Below are 19,164 nucleotides of genomic sequence, written 5' to 3' on the forward strand. Positions count from 1 at the left end.
CAGGGTACGGGCCGGGGCGGCACATCAGCCGACTTGCTGTCAGCCCGGTGCGTCGGGACGGCGGTCGCGCCGGCCCCGGCCCCGCACGCGCTCCCCTTCGCGCTCCCGTTCGAGGACGGTGCGCAGCCGTCCGTGAGCGCGACGGCGGGTGACGGCCAGGGTGCTGCGGTGCAGTCCGAGCAGTTCGGCGGCCTCGTCGACGCTGTAGCCGTCGAGGTCCACCAGCACCACCGCGCGGGCCTGCTTGTCGGTCAGGTGCCCGAGCAGCCGGAGCACCTCCCAGTGCGCCTGGAGCTCGACCATCCCACCGACCCGGGGGTCGGACAGCCCCCAGTCCCGTTCGGCGGCCTCGCCCGGCTCCGGCACCTCGGGCATCGGCACCCGACGCCGCTCCCGGCGCCACTGGTCGCGCAGGATGTTCACCATCGTGGTGAACACGTAGGCGTACGGCTGCGGATGCCCGAGGAAGCGCTCCGGGCGGCGGGCGATCCGGAGGTACGCGTCGTGGACGATGTCCCCGGCGCCGAGCGGACTGCCGGCGAGGGAGGCCGCGGCCTGGTGGAGCCTGGGCAGGAGATCCGTGAACACCCGGTTGAATTCCGCTGATTGACCGCCGCTCCCGCTCGGAGCGAAGTCCTCTTCTCGTCCGCCGCCCTCATTCCGACCACCACAATCCACCATGCCGCTCTCCCCGGGAATCGGCACCCGAACGTCCGGCCCGGCCCGGCTCGACCATCGGAACCCGACCTGACTGAACTACTTGTGACACAGGTCACATCATAGTTCGTCGTCTCACTCTGCGCAGTCATTCGTACGCAACATGTCACCAGCCGCGCCGGGCGCGGGAGTTCACCTCCGGACGGACACCCGGCGGCCGGACCACCCCACCCGACGAGAACCCCTCAGCGAGGAGAACCACCATGCGAGGTCGCATCGCCAGGAAGATCGCCACATTCGGGTTGGCGGCCGCGGCCGCCCTCGGCGTGCTCGGGGCCACCGCCCCGCCGGCCGCCGCGGCGACGACTCCCCACCAGAGCATCACGCCCGGAGCCGCCGCGGTCTCGAACACCGTCGCGTCCGAGGCCTATCACTGCGTCATCACCGCCAACTACGGCTGGCGCTGGGAGGGGTACTGCCACGTCTACTCCGGTCAGCTGCGCACCATCACCTACTGTGCGAACGGCTCGCACACCACCGGCCTGTGGATCGGCGCGCGGCCGAACGCCTGGGCGGTCTGGGGCAACTGTTCCGGGTCCACCTGGACGAGGGTCGTGTTCCAGTGGCACAGCTGAGCCCCCCGGCCAGGCCCCAGTCCGCTCGGCGGTCGGGCGGCGGAGGCAGGGGCGGGGGCGGGCGGTGAATAACAGCTAACAGATGACAGCTGACAGATTTCGAAATCTGTCAGCTGTCATCTGTTAGCTGTTAGTTGTCAGCTGTCGGCCGTCGGCTGTCATTCGCACGCTGTCCGGTCGAGCCCCTCCTGCCGCCGTTTCAGCCCACCGGCGAGGCCTCCGCGAGCAGCCGGGCGGCGTGCACCCGGCCCGCGTGCTCGACCAGGTTGATCAGCACCTCCTTGCCCGAGGCCCGCAGGCGCGCGTCGCACAGCAGCACGGGCGTACCGGCATCCAGGTCCAGCGCGCGGGCGATCTCCTCCGGTCCGAACTCCCTCGTCCCAGCGAAACGATTCACCGCGACCACGAACGGGATACCGCGATGCTCGAAGAAGTCGACGGCCGGGAAGCAGTCGGTCAGTCGACGGGTGTCGGCGAGCACCACCGCCCCGAGCGCCCCCTGGGCCAACTCGTCCCAGAGAAACCAGAACCGGTCCTGCCCCGGGGTGCCGAACAAGTACACGGCCAGGCCCTCGCGGATGGTGATCCGGCCGAAGTCCATCGCCACCGTGGTGGTGGTCTTCCGCTCGACACCGTCCAGATCGTCCACCTCGCGGCCGGCCTCGGACAGCCGCTCCTCGGTCCGCAGCGGGCGGATCTCGCTCACCGCGCCCACCAGCGTCGTCTTCCCCACCCCGAAACCGCCCGCCACCAGGATCTTGAGCGCGAGCACCGTGGTGTCCGGATCCTCGGCCTCCAACGGGAACGAGCTGCCGTACGGATCGGCCCCGCCGTACGGATCGGACGGTTGGGACGGCTCGGACGGGTGGTCAGAGTGCGCGGAGTCCACGGATGACCTCCTGGAGGATGCGTTCGTCGGGGAGCAGGGCGGGCGGGACGGGGCGGCGGACCCGGATGAGTCCGGCCGCCAGCAGGTCACCGAGCAGCACCCGCACGACGCCCACCGGCAGGTCGAGTTCGGCGGCCAGCTCGGCCACGGACAACGGGGCGTTCCGGCACAGTGCGAGGATCTGCGCCTGTTCCGGGCCGACCGGCGGCTCCGGCACGTCCGGAACGAGCGCCGGGTCGGGCAGTTCGGTGACCACCACGGCGATCAGGTCGAACTGCTGCTCCCCGCCCCCGGTGCGCCCCCGGGTCATCGCGTACGGGCGGACCAGCGGTCCGGCCTCGTCGTCGTACCAGCGGGCCCGGTGCGCGGCGGCGAGCGGGTTGCGGGGGTACTCGCCGGGTTCGGCCCTCGGGCGCTCCGGATGTCGTTCCCGGTACGGTCGGGGCGCGGGACTCACCGGCCGTCCACCGCCCGCGGCGGGGCGCCCAGGTGCTCCCCGACCCGGCGGACCAGTCTGGCCATCTCGTAGGCGATCAGTCCGAGGTCGGCCCGGGCGGTGGCGAACACGGCGAGGCAGGTGCCCTCCCCCGCCGCCGCGACCAGCAGGTATCCGCCCTCCAACTCGACCATGGTCTGGCGGACTTCGCCCGCGCCGAAGTGCCGACCGGCCCCCTTGGCCAGGCTGTGGAAGCCGGAGGCCACGGCCGCCAGGTGCTCTCCGTCCTCGCGCGGCAGGCCGGCCGAGGTGCCCATGGCCAGGCCGTCGGCGGAGAGCATCACGGCGAAGCGGAGTTCGGGGGCGCGCTGGACCAGCTCGTCGAGGAGCCAGTTCAGCTCCCCCGCGCGGTGGGTGGTGGTGATCACGGACGCTCTCCTTCGGGTCGGGACGACGGTTGGGGCCGGCGCGCCCACGGCGACTGCGGTGGGTCGGCGGGCTGTCCATCCCGCCTGCCCTCCGGGTGCAGGCCGCGCGCCCAGCCGTTCTGGAACGCGGACATCGCCGCGCGCGCCGCCTCGGGGCTGCGGTCGGCGGCACCGGAGCCGTCGCCGGAACCTGCGCCGGAGGTTGCGGTGGCGGCGGTTGCGGCGGTGGAGGCGGCAGCCGTACGCCGGCTGTGCGCGGTCTCCCGGACCGGGGCCTCGCGCAACTGCGGCACGAGGCTCGCCTGACGGGTGCGGCGCGGCAGCTCCTCGGGGCCCTGGTCGACACGGCGGTCCTGCGTTCGGTCGCGCCCCGCTCGGTGACCGTCACGGTGGCCACCGGCCACGCGGTGACCGTCCCGGTGGACACCGTCCGATCGGCCCACGGCCTCCCCCGGCCCGGGTGCGGGCTCCGGGAGGGTTTCCGTGCGGTACGGCTCCGCACCGTACGGCCGCGGCGGCCCGGACCGCGGACGGGCGGCCGCACCCGCGCCCCCGTCCGTGGCCGGACCGGCCGTCCGGGCTCCGGGGGCCCGGAAAGGGGCGCGGCGCGCCGGCCCGGGGTCTGCGCCCCGGACGCCGAACGGCAGCAGTGCCCCACCCTCCGGCGGCGGCCCACCCGCCGCCGGAAGTCCGTGATCCGCCCCGCCCTGCGGGTACTCACCGTGCCGTGGTCCGCCGGCCGGATCGCCGGACGGTCGCTCCTGGTGGCCGTTCCCTGGCGTGAACTCGCCTTCCGGCCCGCTCCATTGCCCCGGCTGCGCGAAGCGCGACGGCTCGGCCCCGACCACCGGCTCCGGGGGATCCGCTGACGCTCCGGGCGACACGGGCTCGAAGCCGTGCCCCACGCCCCCCGGCCCGTGCCGCACGTCCCCCGGCCCGAACTCCTCCGTGCCGTCGGCCAGCAACGTGGTGGGCATCAGGACCACCGCGGTGGTGCCACCGTACGCGGACGTCACCAGCGAGACCCTGGCGTCCTGCCGCCGGGCGAGCCGACTGACCACGAACAGGCCCAGCCGGTCGCTGTCGAAGAGGTCGCTCTGCTCGGCGGCGGCGATCCGCCGGTTGGCCGAGTCGAGCATCTCCGGGCCCATGCCCAGGCCACGGTCCTCGATCTCCAACGCGAAGCCGTTGCCGACCCGTTCGCCCCGGATGTGCACCCGGGTGTGCGGCGGCGAGAACCCGGTGGCGTTCTCCACGAGTTCGGCCACCAGGTGGGTGAGGTCTGCGACGGCGTGGCCGACCACGGCGGTGTGCGGCAGCGGGTGCACCTCGACCCGTGCGTACTCCTCGATCTCCGAGACGGCCGCGCGCACGACGTCCACCAGCGGGACCGGCCGGCGCCAACCCCGGCCCGGGGAAGCCCCGGAGAGGATGATCAGGCCCTCGGCGTGGCGGCGCATCCGGGTGGTGAGGTGGTCCAGCCGGAACAGGTCGGCCAGCTCGGACGGGTCGTCGGTGCGGCGCTCCATCGCGTCCAGCAGGGCGAGTTGGCGGTGCACCAGGACCTGGCTGCGACGCGCGAGGTTGACGAAGACCCCGGAGACCCCGGAGAGCACCTCGGCCCGCTCGACCGCCGCCGTGACGGCCGCCCGCCGGACGGTGCCCAGCGCCCGGTGCACCTGGCCGATCTCGTCTCCCCGCTCCACCGGCCGGGGAGCCTCCGCCTCGATGTCGACCTCCTCACCGGCACGCAACTTCCGCATGGTCTCGGGGAGTTTCCGGCCTGCCAGCTCAAGTGCCGAGTTGCGCAGGCCGATCAGCTCGGTGACCAGCCCGCGCCCGATCTGCACCGAGATCACCAGCGAGGCCACCACACCGACCAGACCGAGCAGCACTGCCATTCCGGCAGGCGTGAACAGGCCCAGCGCGTACGGGTCCTGGCGCTCGGCGGCGAGCCGTCCGGACCGGTCCTCGACGGACCGCAGTCCGCCGGCCACGCTCCCGGCGACCATCACCCAGCGGTCCGCCGGAACTCCCGCGACGGCGGCCCGACCGTCGGCCGCCGTCCGGACCTTTTCCTCGTACCCGGCCAGCTCACGGCGGTCCTGGCCGCCGGTGACGGCGAGCAGCGCCTCCCGGTCGGCGGGGCGCAGACCGGCGGCGGCGTCCTGCTCGAACTCGCGCCGGGCGAAGACCGCACCGGAGAACTCCCGCAGCTGGTCGTCACCGAGGCCGCCGGACAGCTGGGCGGCGCGCAGGAGCGCGTCCTCCCGGGCGAGCAGCTCCCGGGACCGGGCCAGTTCCAGCAAGGCCCGCGCGTCGGTGGCCACTCGGTGGTCCAGGGACGGGGTGACCGCACCCGCCGCGGCGAGCGCCCGGTCCACCGCTTCCCCGTACGCGGCGTACGCCTCCGGCCAGCCGACGCTCCTGGCCAGGACCCGGTCGCGCAGTACCGGCAGGGCGGCGAGCGAGCCGCCGAGGGCGTCGAGCCGGGCGGCCGCGTCACCGCCCAGGCCCTGGGCATCGGCGCGGTTGTAGCCGCGGTCGGGGTGGCGGACGTCGGGGAACAGTGGGGTGAGCGCCCGGTCGGTGGCCGCCGCGGCTTCCCGCAGGGCGCTCTCGCGGGCGGCGGTGGGGGTGGTCGCGGGAGCGGTCACCGAGGCGGCCAGCAGCTGACCGGCGGCGGTGCGTTCGGCTTGCAGCCCGGCGACCGCCTCGGCGACCGGGGTGAGCACCGTGCGCTGGGCGTCGCGCTGGCGCAGCAGGTCCCAGACGCCCTGGGCGGTGGTGACGGTGGCGAACCCCCACAGGGCGATGACGGAGACGACCGGGACCATCAGCAGCGCGATGATCCGGGCGCGGACGGTCCGGGGGCGCAGTGCGCGCAGCCACGGGCCGGGGCGCGGCGACCGGGCGGGCGGCCCGGCATGGGCACCCCGACGGGCACCGGGGGCGGTGCCGCGGTCTTCTCGCATGGGTGAGGAGCCTTTCGGGCAGGGGCTGACAGGCTGGCGCGGGCTGACAGGCGCGGGCCGGCGGGCGCGGGCCGGACGCCCGGGACGGCGGATGCGGGGACGGGGCGAGTGACCGTCTCAGGCGGCGCGGTCGTGCCGCCCGGCACCGGCCGGGGTGGACTCGCGCCGCTCGGCGACGGGGTGCGCGGCCCCGCCGGGAGGTTCCTCGACGGGCAGCCTCCCCGCTTCCCGGTAGCCGGCCCGTTCCTGGTCGGTCGGCGAGAGTGCCACGAAGGCCGAGGCGAGGAAGAGGAAGGAGCCGAGGCCGACGGCCAGCGGGAAGACGAACTCCATCGGGCTGGCCCCGCCCAGAGTGCTCCGGGTGGGGTCAAGCCGGACGTGGACGGCGGCCATGCCGGTGTAGTGCATGCAGCTGACGGCGAGGCCCATGGCCAGTGCGGCCGCCGCGGCCGCGTACACGTTGCGGATGGTGACGGCGGCCCAGAGCGCGGCGGTGGCGGCACCGACCGCGACCATGACGGACAGCGCGACCGTCCCGGCGTCGTAGTGCAGGGCGCCGTGCATCCGGACGGCTGCCATGCCCAGGTAGTGCATCGCGGCGACACCGAGACCGGTGGTCACGCCGCCGGAGAGCAGGGAGAGACCGCGGTGCTTGCCGTAGCAGACGACGGTCAGGCCGAGACCGGTGACGAGCACCGCGACCACGAGGCTGAGGACGGTCAGCGGCACGTTGTAGCGCAGTTCGGTGCCGTCGACGGTGAAGCCGAACATGGCGACGAAGTGCATGGTCCAGATGCCGGAGCCGATCGCGGCGGCGGCAGTGATCAGCCAGTTCCGCCGGACCGGGCCGCTCGCGACGAGGCCGCGCAGGGTGCAGCGCAGCCCGAGGGCGGCGCCGGCACAGGCCATCAGGTACGACAGGGCGGGAGTCAGCCAGCCGAGGCTGAGGTGGTTGAGGGTGCCCATGGGACCTCCGGTCGACCGGTCGGGCCCGGGGCGGTACGCGGTGCGCCCGGGCTCCCCGCGCCGGGCGGACTGCATACGAATGGCATATGCCAATCACATGTGCGTTTCCGGCCTGGGGTGCGTGGGACGCTATCGAGGGGCCGGAATCGGTCAGGCGAAGATCTGAAAAGCCGCCCGCGAGCCCCGAGCGATGTGTTCGAATGACCCGGTCCTGTACCTGGCGGACGACGGGCGCCGACGGCGAACAAGCGGCAGCCAACAGATCCCGCAGGTGCAGCTCACGCCCGGAGACGGCCTCCTTGCCCCGGGCGAGGCCCAGCACGGCTCTCGGCCGCGGCAGCCAGGTCGGCGTCCGCGAGCGCGGCGGGCCGGCCCACGATTCCCTGGGACAGCTCGCCACGCAGCCGCACCGCCTTCACCCGGTTCGCCCGGGCGCCGGCCGGCTTGCCGGTCAGTCCCAACCCCTCCCCCGCGAAGCCACAGGGGATTTATCGCTCGCATTTGCGGCACTATGATCGCCATAATGGCCGCACCTGCGACCGTCGCCTCGCGTCCGTCCCGGCGCGCACCCTGGAGGGGAAGCACCGATGAGCACCCGAACGACCGCCAGCCGCAGGCTCTCCGTCGCCGCCGCCGCTGCCCTCGTCCTCAGCCTCGGGGCCACCGCCTGCGGCAGCGACGGCGGCACGTCCTCCGGTTCCGCGGCCTCCGCCGGCGCTTCCCCGAACGCATCCGCCGCCGACGCCGGCAGCGTCCCGAAGGCCTCCGGCACCATCACCGTCTTCGCCGCCGCCTCGCTCAAGGAGTCCTTCACCGACCTCGGCAAGAAGTTCGAGGCCGCCAACCCCGGCACCAAGGTCACCTTCAACTTCGGCGGCAGCTCCAGCCTCGCCACGAGCATCGACTCCGGCGCCCCGGCGGACGTGTTCGCCGCCGCCAGCCCGGCCACCATGAAGACCGTGACGGACGCCGGCGGCGTCAGCGGACAGCCGACGACCTTCGTCAGGAACACGCTCACCATCGCCGTCCCCAATGGCAACCCCAAGCACATCGCGGGCCTCAAGGACCTCACCGCCTCCGGCGTGAAGGTCGCCCTGTGCGCGAAGGAGGTGCCGTGCGGTGCCGCCGCCCAGAGCGCGCTCAAGGCCGCCGGCCTCGACCTGACGCCGGTCACCCTGGAGCAGGACGTCAAGGGCGCGCTGACCAAGGTCGAACTGGGCGAGGTCGACGCCTCCCTGGTGTACAGGACCGATGTGCGGGCCGATGCTGCGAAGATCGACGGCGTGGACTTCCCCGAGGCCGACAAGGCCGTGAACGACTACCCGATCGCCGCCCTCGCCAAGGCGCCGAACAAGGACGGCGCCGCCGCCTTCCTCGCCTACGTCCAGTCGCCCGAGGCCAAGCAGGTGCTGACCGCCGCGGGCTTCCAGGCCCCGTGAGCGACCGCACCACCGACGCCGGGGCGAACCGCCCGGGCCCGGACCGAACCGCCCGCGGCGGCGCCGCAGGACCCTCGACGGCCCTGCCGCGCCGCCGCCCGCGCGCGCAGCGCGTCCCGGTCACCCTGCTGCTCCCGGCGCTGCTCGGACTGGCGTTCCTGATCCTGCCGCTGGTCGGCCTGATCGTCCGGGCGCCCTGGAGCGGCCTGTCCGAGCAGCTCACCGGCACCGCCGTCTGGGACGCGCTGCGCCTGTCGCTGATCAGCGCCACCGCCGCCACCGCGGTGTCGCTGGTCCTCGGCGTCCCGCTGGCCTGGCTGCTCGCCCGCACCGAGCTGCCGGGCCGACGGCTGATCCGGGCGCTGGTCACCCTGCCGCTGGTGCTGCCGCCGGTGGTCGGCGGTGTGGCCCTGCTGCTGGTGCTCGGGCGGCGCGGCATCGTCGGCTCCTGGCTGGACTCGGCGTTCGGCATCACGCTGCCGTTCACCACCACCGGGGTCGTGATCGCCGAGGCGTTCGTCGCGATGCCGTTCCTGGTGATCAGCGTCGAGGGCGCGCTGCGGGCCGCCGACCCCCGCTACGAGGAGGCCGCCGCGACCCTGGGCGCCTCCCGGCTGACCGCCTTCCGGCGGGTCACCCTGCCGCTGATCGCCCCGGGGATCGCCGCCGGGGCCGTCCTGGCCTGGGCCCGGGCGCTCGGCGAGTTCGGCGCGACGATCACCTTCGCGGGCAACTTCCCCGGCCGCACCCAGACCATGCCGCTGGCCGTCTACCTGGCCATGGAGTCGGACCCGCAGGCGGCGATCGCGCTGTCGCTGGTGCTGCTGGTGGTCTCCGTCGCCGTCCTGGTCGGCCTGCGCGACCGCTGGCTGTCGACGCCGTGACCCCGCCCGCGCCCGCCCCCCTCGGGCGTCCCCCCGTACGCCCGGACGCCGCCCCGAAGGCCCGGCGGCCCAGAGAACCCCGGCTACCGTGATGACCGTGATGAGCGCCGAGAGCCTCCCCGGCCCCGCCCTGGACGCCCGGCTGCGGGTCGAACGCGCCGCGTTCACCCTCGACCTCGCCCTCACCGCCGCCCCCGGCGAGGTGGTCGCTCTGCTCGGCCCCAACGGTGCCGGCAAGTCCACCGCCCTGCGCTCCCTCGCCGGACTGCTCCCGCTCACCGGCGGCCACCTGCGTCTGGACGGGCACCTCCTGGAGGACCCGGCGCAGCGCGTGCACACTCCCTCCGAGCAGCGGCCGGTCGGCGTGGTGTTCCAGGACTACCTGCTGTTCCCGCACCTCAGCGCGCTCGACAACGTCGCCTTCGGCCCGCGCTGCCAGGGCCGTCCCAAGCGTGCGGCACGGGCCGAGGCGGCCGGCTGGCTGGAGCGGATGGGCCTGGCCGACCACGCCTCGGCCCGCCCCGGCCGGCTCTCCGGTGGACAGGCCCAGCGGGTCGCGCTCGCCCGCGCCCTCGCCGTACGGCCCCGGCTGCTCCTGCTGGACGAGCCGCTGGCCGCCCTGGACGCTCGCACCCGGCTCGACGTACGGGCGCAACTACGGCGCCACCTCGCCGAGTTCGAGGCGGTGGCGGTACTGGTGACGCACGACCCGCTGGACGCCATGGTGCTGGCCGACCGACTGGTCGTGATCGAGGACGGCCAGGAGGTGCAGTCCGGCAGCCCGGCCGAGGTCGCGAGGCGGCCGCGCACCGACTACATCGCCCGGCTGGTCGGGCTGAACCTGTACCAGGGCCGGGCCGACGGCAGCCGGGTCACGCTCCCGGACGGCACCGTCCTGGCCACCGCCGAGGAACTGGACGGTCCGGCCTTCGTCGCCTTCCCGCCCTCCGCCGTGACGCTGTACCGGGAGCGTCCGCAGGCCAGCGCACGCAACCTGTGGAAGGCCGAGGTCGCCGGGCTGGACCTGCACGGCGACCAGGTCCGTGCCGAACTCGTCGGCGACCTGCCGATGGCCGCCGACCTGACTCCGGCCGCCGTCGCGGAGCTGGAGCTGGCACCCGGCGCCGCCGTCTGGGCGTCGGTCAAGGCCGCCCAGACCCACGCCTACCCGGCCTGAGGGACCGCCCCGTCGGCGGTGCCACCTGCCGGTGCCGCCCCGGCACGGACATTCCGGCACGGCCCCGACGCGGCCATCCCGACACCGTCATTCCGACGGCTCCACGAACCCCGACTCGTACGCCGCGATCACCGCCTGGGTACGGTCCCGCGCGCCCAGCTTCGCCAGCACGCTGCTCACGTGCGTCTTCACCGTCTGTACGCCGAGGAACAGTTGCCCGGCGATCTCCCCGTTGCTGAGACCCCGCGCGACCAGCCGCAGCACCTGCGCCTCGCGCTCGGTCAGCGCCGCCCGCTCCATGGCCGCGCGGGCCGTCGGGTTGCCCTGCCCGGCCGCCAGGCGGCGGATCGCGGCCGGGAACAGCAGCGACTCACCCGCCGCTGCCAGCCGCACCGCGTGCGCGATCTCGGCCGGGCGGGCGCGCTTGAGCAGGAAGCCGGAGGCGCCCGCGCGCAGCGCCTGGTACACGTAGTCGTCGTTCTCGAAGGTGGTGACGACCAGGATGCGCGGCGGCCGCTCCCCCGGCGCACCGGGGCGCAGCAGTTCGCGGGTGGCCGCCAGGCCGTCCAGCACCGGCATCCGGACGTCCATCAGCACCACGTGCGGGCGCAGCGCCCGGGCGAGGGAGACGGCCTCCGCGCCGTCGGCCGCCTCGCCGACCACCCGCAGGTCCCCCTGCGCCTCCAGGACGGCCCGCAGGCCGGCCCGGACCAGCTCCTCGTCGTCGGCGAGCAGGATGTCCGTCACTCCGGCGGCCCCACCGCCCCGGCCTGCCGCATCGAGATCGTTCGTCACGAGCCCAAGCGTAGGGGCAGCCGGACGCTCAGCACCCACTCCCCGCCGCCGCCCTGGAACGCCCCCGGTGCCCCCACCGCCGCCCCTGCTTCCGCCCCCGGGGCCATCCCGGCTTCCACCCCCGCCGTCGCCCCCGCCGTCGCCCCCGCCGTCGCTTCGCCGCCGAGCAGCGAGGCGCGCTCGCGGATGCCGCGCAGCCCCTTGCCTCCCTTGCGGGTTCCGCCCCTGGGCGACCCGGCCGCAGGCGGTCGCGCCGCACTGGCCGCCGAACGCCCCCCGCCGGACAGCCGGTTGGCGCAACGCAGCTCCAACTGTCCCTCCCGTACGGCGATCCGGATGTCGATCGGCTCGCCGGGCGCGTACTTGAGCGCGTTGGTGACGCCTTCCTGGACAATCCGGTACGACTCGCGGGAGAGCACCCCGGGCAGCGATCCGGGCGGCACCTCGATCCGCGCCGCCACCGGACTTCCGGCCGCCCGGGCGGTGTCGAGGAGCGCGGGCAGCTGGTCGATGCCGGGCTGTTCGGTGGCCGCGCCGCCTGCCCCGGCCGGGGTCTCGCGCAGTAGGACGAGGGTGCGTTCGAGGTCCTCCATGGCCAAGCGTCCGGTCTCCTCGATGACTTCGAGCGCCTTGGCGACGAAGGCAGGGTCCCCGACCTCGCGCGCCGCGCCCGCCTGAAGGACCGTCACCGTCAGTGCGTGGCCGATCGAATCGTGCAGCTCACGGGCCAAGCGGTTGCGCTCCAGCAGCCGTTCGGCCCGCAGCTCCGCCTCGGCCAGCCGCTCCGCCGGCGAAGGCCCCAGCAGCCGTACGGCCATGGCCAGTTGGAGGCGGCCGGCGAGGACCAGGAACCAGCCGAAGCCGAGCACGGACAGCGGGGCGACCGGGAGGTACCAGAGCGCGTCCGGACCGGCCAGCCGGCCGTAGCAGGCGACGGCCCCGAAGGACAGCACGAACCCGGCCACCGAACCGAGCGCGACCCGGCCGATCAACCAGCCCGCCGTACGGCGCCGGTCGGCCCAGGTGCGGGAGGGCTCGGTGGCGATGTCCTCCTCGCGGTCGGGCACCAGCAGCAGCCGCGCCTGCACCCCCTCGGCCCGCCGCGCCGCCGGGATGAGGGCGACCGCCGCGAGCAGCACGCAGTCCACCGGAACGGCCGCCATGAGGATCTCACCGAGGCCCTTCCGGTACGTTCCCGGATAGATCATCAGCACGACGCCCGCGAAGATCCACCCGACCAGCAGGTGCAGCAGCCGCGCGTACGTGACGCCGGCGACCAGCGGTGCGACGAACCTCGGCACGGCCCTCCCCGGCCCCGCACTCGCCGGCATCGGACCGCCTGACATCGGACCGCCCGGCCCCGCACTCGCCGGAGTGGCGGTTCCGAACACCGCGCTCCTGAGCGCTGCGATCTTGGACATGGCGCCATCCTGCCAGCCGAGGCCGGCCGCCGGATCCCGCCCCGGTCGCCCGCGATCTCCCTCCCGGGAGGGAGGGCCACTCCCCGCCCCGGTGGGATCCGCCGCACCCGCCCCCAGCGGTCGAATGGAGCCACCGCGGGGCCGATCACAGCAGGCCCGGCGGACGCCACGGACGACGAGACGAGGGGAGCGGGCCGTGATCGAGATCCAGGGCCTGACCAAGGAGTACGACGGCCGGCGCGTCGTCGACGACCTGACCTTCGAGGTCCGACCCGGCGTGGTGACCGGCTTCCTCGGCCCGAACGGCGCCGGCAAGAGCACCACCATGCGCCTGGTCCTCGGCCTCGACCGGCCGACCGCCGGACGCGCGCTGGTCGACGGCCGGCCGTACGTCCGGCTCCCGGCCCCCCTGAGGACGGTCGGAGCGCTGCTGGACGCCCAGGCGCTGCACGGCGGCCGGACCGCGCACGGCCACCTCCGCTGGCTCGCCGCGAGCAACGGGCTGCCGGGGCACCGGGTCGACGAGGTCCTCGGCCAGGTCGGCCTGGCGGACGCGGCCGGGCGGCGGATCCGGGGCTTCTCGCTCGGCATGCGCCAGCGCCTCGGAGTGGCCGCCGCGCTGCTCGGCGACCCGCCGGTGCTGCTGCTGGACGAACCGGTGAACGGCCTGGACCCGGAGGGCATCCGCTGGATCCGCACCCTGCTGCGCGATCTGGCCGCCGAGGGCCGGGCGGTACTGGTCTCCTCCCACCTGATGACCGAAATGGCACTGACCGCCGACCACTTGGTCGTGATCGGGCGCGGCCGGATGCTCGCCGACGCCGCCACCGCCGCGTTCATCGACCGCCACGGCCGGACCAGGATCCGGGTCCGCGCCGTCGACCCGACCAAACTCACCGCCCTGCTCGGAGACCCCGGCCACGGTCTGGACGCCACCGAAGTCGGCGGCGGCACCTGGGAGGTGAGCGGTGCCGAACCCGAGCGGATCGCCGCACTCGCCGCGGCCAACGGCGTCGTGCTGTACGAGATCGCCGTGCAACAGGACTCACTGGAGGAGGCGTTCATGCGGATGACGGCCGACAGCGTCGAGTACCGCGCGGAGACCGCCGCATGAGCACGCCGGTTCCCGCCGTCGACGCCCTGCGCGCCGAACGGATCAAGCTCACCACCCTCCGCTCGCTCTGGATCACCCCGCTGATCGCCGTCGCGCTCACCGCCGGGGTCACCACCGCCGTCGGCGCCGCCCTCGGCGACAAGGACCACAACATCACCGACGACCCCGGCGTCGGCGTCTTCTACGGACTCAACTTCGGCCAGGCGGCGCTGGTCTGCTTCGCCGTCCTGCTGATCGGCCAGGAGTTCGACACCCGCATGATCGACGTGTCGCTCACCGCCGTCCCGCGTCGCGGCCGACTGTACGGCGCCAAGCTGGCGCTCGGCGCGCTGGTCGGGCTCGCCGTCGGAGCCGTCGGCACGGCGGGCGCCTTCGCCGGGTACGCGGCCACCGTCCCCGCCGAGTGGGACGGGCCCGCCTTCGCCCGCGCCGCCGTCGCCGGAGTGCTCTACCAGACGATGCTGGTGGTGCTCTGCCTCGGGACGACCGCCCTGTTGGGCAACCTCACCGCCGCCATGGGACTGCTGGTCCCGTCCCTCTTCCTGCTCTCGCCGCTGCTCGGCGGCGTGCCCGGGATCCGCCTGGTGGTCCAGTTCCTGCCGGACCGGGCCGGCCAGTACGCGCTGCGCTACGCCGACGACCCGAAGGTCGCGTACGGCCACTGGACCGGACTGCTGATCATGGCGCTCTGGACGGCCCTGGCCGCGTACGGCGGCCTGCGTGCCCTGCGGCGCGCCAAGTGACCCCGGGCGAACGGGAGACGGGATTCAGGAGATGACGGACAGGAGGCTGGAGATGAGGAGAGCGGGAACGGGGAGCCCTGGAGCGGGGAGCCCTGGGACGGGGCGGCTGGGGACGGGAGCGGCGATGAGCACGGTGACCGACGCCCTGCGTGCCGAACGGGTCAAGTTCACCACGCTGCCCTCGCAGTGGGCGGCCCCGCTGGTGGCCCTGGCGCTGACCGTCGGCGTCACGGCGGCCGTCAACGCCGCCTACGGGGCGAAGGACCACACGCCCGGCGAGGACCCGGCCGCCGCGATCTTCTACGGGTTGCTGTTCGGCCACGTCGCGGTGGCCTGCCTCGGCGTCCTGCTGATCGGCCAGGAGTTCAACACCCGCATGATCGGCACCTCGCTGGCCGCCGTCCCCCGGCGCGGCCGACTGTACGGCGCCAAGCTCGCGCTCGGCGCCGGGCTGGGCCTGCTGCTCGGGCTGGCCTCGACGGCGGGCTCGTTCCTCGCCGTCGACACCACCGTCGGACTGGACCTCTCCACCCCGGGCCTGGCCCGCAGCTTCCTGGCCGGAGTGCTCTACCACCCGATGATGGTGCTGCTCTGTCTCGGGCTGACCGCGATGATGGGCAACCTGAGTGCCGCGCTCGGACTGCTGACTCCGATGGTGTTCCTGGGCACCACCTGGCTGGCCGCCATCCCCGGTGTCCGCGAACTCGGCCAGTTCCTCCCCGACCGGGCCGGCCTGTACGCGACCCGCACCAAACCCGAGCCGGGCATCCACTACGGCCACTGGACCGGACTGCTGATCATGGCACTCTGGACGGCCCCGGCGGTCTACGGCGGCCTGCGGGCGATGCGGCGGTACGAGCACCGCTGACAGGAGGGCGGGGCGGCGAGCGGATGACGACGAACAGATGACAGCGAACAGATAACAGATTTCGAAATCTGTCAGCTGTCATCTGTTCGCTGTCATCTGTTCGCTGTTCGCCGCGCCACCCGCTACCGCAGCCCCGGGTGCTCCGCGATCACCGTGCAGCTGCCCGGCGCGATCTCGGTGAAGCCCGCGTCCTGGACCACCGGGAGCCCGCTGTGGACGAGCTCCTCCCACGCCTCCGGCGAGGCCGTCCGGACGGCGAGCGCGAAGCCTGCCTCCGCCCACTCCTTGCGCTGGGCCTCGTCCAGCCGCCACCAGGCGAGCTGGGCGGCGTGCCCGGTCTGCGCCATCGTCTTGCCCGCGCTCATCTCCAGCTCCGGGTTCAGCCAGAGCACCGGCAGGCCCGGCTCGGGAGCAGCGGTCTCAGCCGTCTCCTCCAGGTCCGTCCCCGACACCTGGAGCTTGGCGAGATCCTTCGGCCAGCCGTCCAGCGGGATCGGTGGGAACACCCGCACCTCCGTCTCCCGGCCGTGCACCGTGACGCCCGGCAGCTCACCCGCCCGCCGCCACTCCCCGCCCCGAGCCCGCCGGACCACCTTGCGGATCCGGGCGTCCTCCCACGCGGCGACCCGCTCCGCCCACTCTCCGTCCGCCTCGGTCACCCGCGGGTCGGCCAGCAGGGTGAGCACCGCCCGCGCCGAGGTCTCCAGCGCGTCCGTCCGGCCCGGCGGGGTGGCCCGCTCCAGCCGGACGACCAGCGGCAGCACGTACTGCGGCCGCGCGTCACGGTCCTCGGGCTCCTGGACGTCGGCGGGGTCGGCGGGGTCGGCGGGGTCGGCGGGGTCGGCGGGGTCGGCGGGGTCGACGGAGCCGGCCACGGGAGCGGGGTTCTCGGGGGTGGGAGTCGGGGCACCGGAAGCAGAAGTCACCCGTCCAGGATGCCAGCCCCGCCCCGGCGGACCGGGCTCGCCCCGGTCACCACCGGTCCCGGGGCGAGCGGGAGCGAGGACCGTCAGCGCCGGTAGCCGCGCTGGGGGTCCCGCTCCTCCGCGTCCTCGTACATCAGGAACCAGCCCTCCGGGTGGGTGGCCGTCAGCAGCACCTCGGTCCGCTGCTCCGCCCCCAGCTCCGGGTCACCGTCGTCCGGCCCGTAGACGCCGAACAGCTCGTCCTGGCAGCCGTCCCAGTCGTAGTCGTAGAGGTCGGCCGGAAGGTCGCCCATCATGTCCGCCACCGACTCGGGCTGCGCACCGAGCAGTGCCCGGGCGTCCAGCAAGGCCATCCGCAGTGCGATCTCCTCCGCCAGGCAGCGCGGCAGCGGCCACTCGCCGAGCGCGAGGTCGTCGGCCAGGTCGTCGAAGGCCCGGGCCATCGCGCGGCGCCAGCCCCGGTGCAGCTGCCAGGTGCGCTGGGGCAGCCGGGCGAAGACCGTCCAGTCGGTGTCCTCGCCCTCGACGACCGGCTCGTCCCCGTGTTCGTCGAAGTCGTCGTAGGCGGCGTCGGCCAGGCCGATCAGCTGGGTGTGCAGCAGACAGGCGGTGCGCGGTGTGAGCGTCCAGTCCGCGCCCGCGCCGCCGTCCTCCTCGTCGCCGTCCAGCGGGAACAGGTCGGCGAAATCCGGCGTGAAGTCCTCGGTGACGCTGATCTCCAGCGTGCCGCCGATCGCCTCGACCCCGGGGATGGCCGCCACCAGCCGGTCCGGGTGCAGCAGCGCGCCGAGCGCCGCGTTGGCGTCCTCGGCGACCTCGCGCAGCAGTTCGCGGCGCTGGCCGGCCGGGTCGATGCCGTCGAAGTCCAGCTCCTCGACCGCCCTGATCGCGGCCGCGCGCAGGGCCGGCCAGTCATTGATCCGCAGGCCCAGCACCACCGTCGCCTCGATCTCCTGCGCGCCGGAGTCCTCCGCCGCGCCCGGCCCCTGTGGATGATCACTTCGCTCGCCCATGGGGCTAACGGTACGGCTTTTCGGTCCCCCGATCACCGGTCCGGACCAGCTTCCGAAAGCGTTCTCGGCCACCACCCGGCCCCGCCTCGATCACTCGGACGCAGGAACTTGGCAGAATGCGACCCATGGCTGATATCAATGAGTACGGCGGCGGGCAGCGTCCGAACGCCGATGTCCTGGTCGTGACCACCAACGACATCCCCGGTTTCCGGGTCGACCACGTGATCGGCGAGGTCTTCGGGCTGACCGTCCGCAGCCGCCACATCGGCAGCCAGATCGGCGCCGGCCTGAAGTCGCTGATCGGCGGCGAGCTGCGCGGTCTGACGAAGACCCTGGTCGAGAGCCGCAACGAGGCCATGCAGCGACTGGTCGAGCAGACCAAGGCGCGCGGCGGCAACGCCGTCCTGATGATGCGGTTCGACGTCACGGAGGCCGCCGACGTCGGCACCGAGGTCTGCGCGTACGGCACCGCCGCGGTGATCTCCCCGATCGCCTGACGTCCCTCGTCCACGACCCACCGCTGCCCCACCGCACCACCGCACCACCGATGGGTCCTCGGCGGGAACAGCCCTGGGCCTCCCGATGTTTCACGGGCGTGACTGTTGACGGTGCAACCAATGGCGCTCCCCAGCGCGTGCGGCGCGTGGACGTCCTGGTGGTGGGCGCCGGGCAGGCAGGCCTGTCCGCCGCCTACCACCTGCGCCGCCGCGGCTTCGCCCCCTACCGGGCGGACGCCGACGGCGGCTTCGTCGTGCTCGACGCCGACACCGCGCCCGGCGGTGCCTGGGCGCACCGCTCGCCGTCCCTGCGGATGGCCACCGTGCACGGCGTCCACGACCTCCCGGGCGAGGAACTCCCGCCGCCGGACCCGCAGGCCCCCGCCCGCGAGGTGGTGCCGGAGTACTTCGCGGCGTACGAGGCCCGGCACGCGCTCCCCGTCGTACGCCCGGTGACGGTGCGCACCGTACACGCCGAGTCCGAGCGCCCGGACTCCCGGCTGCTGGTCGAGACCGACCACGGCACCTGGTCGACCCGCGCGCTGATCAACGCCACCGGCACCTGGACCCGCCCCTTCCTCCCGCACTACCCGGGCCGCTTCGCCGGTCGCCGGCTGCACTACGCCGAGTACCGCGGCCCCGAGGAGTTCACGGGCAAGCGCGTGCTGGTGGTGGGCGGCGGCGCCTCCGCGATCCAGGTGCTGTCGGAGGTGGCGGCGGTCGGTGAGACGGTGTGGGTCACCCGCTCCGAACCCGTCTACCACGACGGACCGTTCACCCCCGAGTACGGGCGCGCGGTGGTCGCCAAGGTCGAGGAGCGGGTCCGGCAGGGCCTGCCGGCGCACAGCGTGGTGAGCGTGACCGGGCTCGGCCCGACCGTCGCCCTCCGGCGTGCCGAGGAGCTGGGCGCGCTTCACCGCCGGCCGATGTTCGACCGGCTGACCGAGCACGGGGCCGCCTGGGGCGAGGAGGAGCTGGCGGTGGACGCGATCGTCTGGGCGACCGGTTTCCGGCCCGAGGTCGGCCACCTCGCCCCGCTCGGGCTGCGCTCCCCCGGGGGCGGCATCGCGCTCACCGGCACCCGCGCCACCGCCGACCCCCGCGTCCACCTGGTCGGCTACGGCCCGTCCGCCAGTACCGTCGGTGCCAACCGGGCCGGACGCGCGGCCGTCAACGACCTGGTCAAGCTGCTCGGGGACCCGACGGCCGGAGCCCCGGAGGCCGAAAGCCCGGTGGCCCGAGGCCCGGCGGCCGCGGACCCGACGGCCGGAGCCCCGGTACGGGAGCCGGCCGCCGTCTGA

19 protein-coding genes and 1 pseudogene are annotated in these 19,164 nt (G+C 74.3%); 9 read left to right on the forward strand and 11 right to left on the reverse strand.

The genetic code is table 11. The annotated features are described in order from the left end of the window. Positions 1 to 39: 39 nt before the first annotated feature. Entirely contained in the window at positions 40 to 588 is a 549-nt protein-coding gene (locus ACFRAR_RS01040; protein ID WP_380693228.1) for an RNA polymerase sigma factor, read from the reverse strand. A 332-nt stretch (positions 589 to 920) separates the two neighbouring features. Here ACFRAR_RS01040 and ACFRAR_RS01045 point away from each other — a divergent pair, with 332 nt between their 5' ends. Further along, entirely contained in the window at positions 921 to 1,292 is a 372-nt protein-coding gene (locus ACFRAR_RS01045; protein ID WP_380693230.1) for a hypothetical protein, read from the forward strand. Between the two features lie 199 nt (positions 1,293 to 1,491). Here the strand turns inward: ACFRAR_RS01045 and ACFRAR_RS01050 are convergent, their stop codons facing one another. From ACFRAR_RS01050 to ACFRAR_RS01075, 6 genes and pseudogenes are all read right to left on the reverse strand, one after another. Next, the gene (locus tag ACFRAR_RS01050) at positions 1,492 to 2,091 is read right to left on the reverse strand and encodes an ATP/GTP-binding protein (RefSeq protein ID WP_380693482.1); all 600 of its coding nucleotides are present in this window, start codon (positions 2,089 to 2,091) and stop codon (positions 1,492 to 1,494) included. Between the two features lie 70 nt (positions 2,092 to 2,161). Further along, complete coding sequence (locus tag ACFRAR_RS01055; RefSeq protein ID WP_380693485.1) at positions 2,162 to 2,491, reverse strand: DUF742 domain-containing protein; 330 nt, start codon at positions 2,489 to 2,491, stop codon at positions 2,162 to 2,164. A 143-nt stretch (positions 2,492 to 2,634) separates the two neighbouring features. Continuing rightward, positions 2,635 to 3,045: a roadblock/LC7 domain-containing protein gene (locus ACFRAR_RS01060; protein ID WP_380693232.1), complete on the reverse strand. Its 411-nt coding sequence runs from the start codon at positions 3,043 to 3,045 to the stop codon at positions 2,635 to 2,637. Next, entirely contained in the window at positions 3,042 to 6,020 is a 2,979-nt protein-coding gene (locus ACFRAR_RS01065) for a nitrate- and nitrite sensing domain-containing protein (protein WP_380693234.1), read from the reverse strand. The genes ACFRAR_RS01060 and ACFRAR_RS01065 overlap by 4 nt, the downstream gene beginning before the upstream one ends. 117 nt (positions 6,021 to 6,137) lie before the next feature. Next, entirely contained in the window at positions 6,138 to 6,986 is an 849-nt protein-coding gene (locus ACFRAR_RS01070; protein ID WP_380693237.1) for an MHYT domain-containing protein, read from the reverse strand. Between the two features lie 329 nt (positions 6,987 to 7,315). Next, positions 7,316 to 7,453: pseudogene (locus tag ACFRAR_RS01075) on the reverse strand (RNA ligase (ATP)); the annotation flags it as partial. A gap of 120 nt (positions 7,454 to 7,573) precedes the next feature. Here ACFRAR_RS01075 and modA point away from each other — a divergent pair. From modA to ACFRAR_RS01090, 3 genes are all read left to right on the forward strand, one after another. Beyond that, on the forward strand, positions 7,574 to 8,425 hold the full coding sequence (gene modA, locus ACFRAR_RS01080) for a molybdate ABC transporter substrate-binding protein (protein ID WP_380693239.1): 852 nt from the start codon (positions 7,574 to 7,576) through the stop codon (positions 8,423 to 8,425). A gap of 83 nt (positions 8,426 to 8,508) precedes the next feature. Then, the gene (locus ACFRAR_RS01085; RefSeq protein ID WP_380693487.1) at positions 8,509 to 9,309 is read left to right on the forward strand and encodes an ABC transporter permease; all 801 of its coding nucleotides are present in this window, start codon (positions 8,509 to 8,511) and stop codon (positions 9,307 to 9,309) included. A gap of 100 nt (positions 9,310 to 9,409) precedes the next feature. Then, a complete protein-coding gene (locus ACFRAR_RS01090; protein WP_380693241.1) occupies positions 9,410 to 10,486 on the forward strand; it encodes an ABC transporter ATP-binding protein in 1,077 nt (358 codons plus the stop codon). Between the two features lie 87 nt (positions 10,487 to 10,573). Here ACFRAR_RS01090 and ACFRAR_RS01095 read toward each other — a convergent pair whose 3' ends face one another. Both ACFRAR_RS01095 and ACFRAR_RS01100 read right to left on the reverse strand, forming a co-directional pair. Next, entirely contained in the window at positions 10,574 to 11,281 is a 708-nt protein-coding gene (locus ACFRAR_RS01095) for a response regulator (protein ID WP_380693243.1), read from the reverse strand. Further along, positions 11,278 to 12,582 (reverse strand): sensor histidine kinase, encoded by a 1,305-nt coding sequence (locus ACFRAR_RS01100; RefSeq protein WP_380693245.1) that lies wholly within the window; start codon positions 12,580 to 12,582, stop codon positions 11,278 to 11,280. Before ACFRAR_RS01100 ends, ACFRAR_RS01095 begins: the two co-directional genes overlap by 4 nt. Before the next feature lie 316 nt (positions 12,583 to 12,898). On the opposite strand from ACFRAR_RS01100, the gene ACFRAR_RS01105 reads away from it, so the two are divergent. The 3 genes from ACFRAR_RS01105 (at position 12,899) to ACFRAR_RS01115 (ending at position 15,427) form a co-directional block, all read left to right on the forward strand. Further along, positions 12,899 to 13,816: an ATP-binding cassette domain-containing protein gene (locus ACFRAR_RS01105; RefSeq protein WP_380693247.1), complete on the forward strand. Its 918-nt coding sequence runs from the start codon at positions 12,899 to 12,901 to the stop codon at positions 13,814 to 13,816. Then, positions 13,813 to 14,559 carry a hypothetical protein gene (locus ACFRAR_RS01110; protein ID WP_380693249.1) on the forward strand — a complete coding sequence of 249 codons (747 nt, stop codon included), beginning with the start codon at positions 13,813 to 13,815 and terminating at the stop codon, positions 14,557 to 14,559. Before ACFRAR_RS01105 ends, ACFRAR_RS01110 begins: the two co-directional genes overlap by 4 nt. A gap of 124 nt (positions 14,560 to 14,683) precedes the next feature. Continuing rightward, positions 14,684 to 15,427 carry a hypothetical protein gene (locus ACFRAR_RS01115; protein ID WP_380693252.1) on the forward strand — a complete coding sequence of 248 codons (744 nt, stop codon included), beginning with the start codon at positions 14,684 to 14,686 and terminating at the stop codon, positions 15,425 to 15,427. 122 nt (positions 15,428 to 15,549) lie between these two features. Here ACFRAR_RS01115 and ACFRAR_RS01120 read toward each other — a convergent pair whose 3' ends face one another. Together ACFRAR_RS01120 and ACFRAR_RS01125 are read right to left on the reverse strand one after the other, a co-directional pair. Beyond that, on the reverse strand, positions 15,550 to 16,302 hold the full coding sequence (locus ACFRAR_RS01120; RefSeq protein ID WP_380693489.1) for a peptidyl-tRNA hydrolase: 753 nt from the start codon (positions 16,300 to 16,302) through the stop codon (positions 15,550 to 15,552). Positions 16,303 to 16,436: 134 nt separating this feature from the next. After that, positions 16,437 to 17,366, reverse strand: coding sequence for a hypothetical protein (locus ACFRAR_RS01125; protein WP_380693255.1), 930 nt, complete (start codon positions 17,364 to 17,366; stop codon positions 16,437 to 16,439). A gap of 125 nt (positions 17,367 to 17,491) precedes the next feature. Here ACFRAR_RS01125 and ACFRAR_RS01130 point away from each other — a divergent pair, with 125 nt between their 5' ends. Both ACFRAR_RS01130 and ACFRAR_RS01135 read left to right on the forward strand, forming a co-directional pair. Next, complete coding sequence (locus tag ACFRAR_RS01130) at positions 17,492 to 17,863, forward strand: YbjQ family protein (protein ID WP_380693257.1); 372 nt, start codon at positions 17,492 to 17,494, stop codon at positions 17,861 to 17,863. Positions 17,864 to 18,000: 137 nt separating this feature from the next. Then, positions 18,001 to 19,164: an NAD(P)-binding domain-containing protein gene (locus ACFRAR_RS01135; protein WP_380693260.1), complete on the forward strand. Its 1,164-nt coding sequence runs from the start codon at positions 18,001 to 18,003 to the stop codon at positions 19,162 to 19,164.

Source organism: Kitasatospora sp. NPDC056651 (genome assembly GCF_042792155.1).
In the GTDB taxonomy this organism is placed as follows: domain Bacteria; phylum Actinomycetota; class Actinomycetes; order Streptomycetales; family Streptomycetaceae; genus Kitasatospora.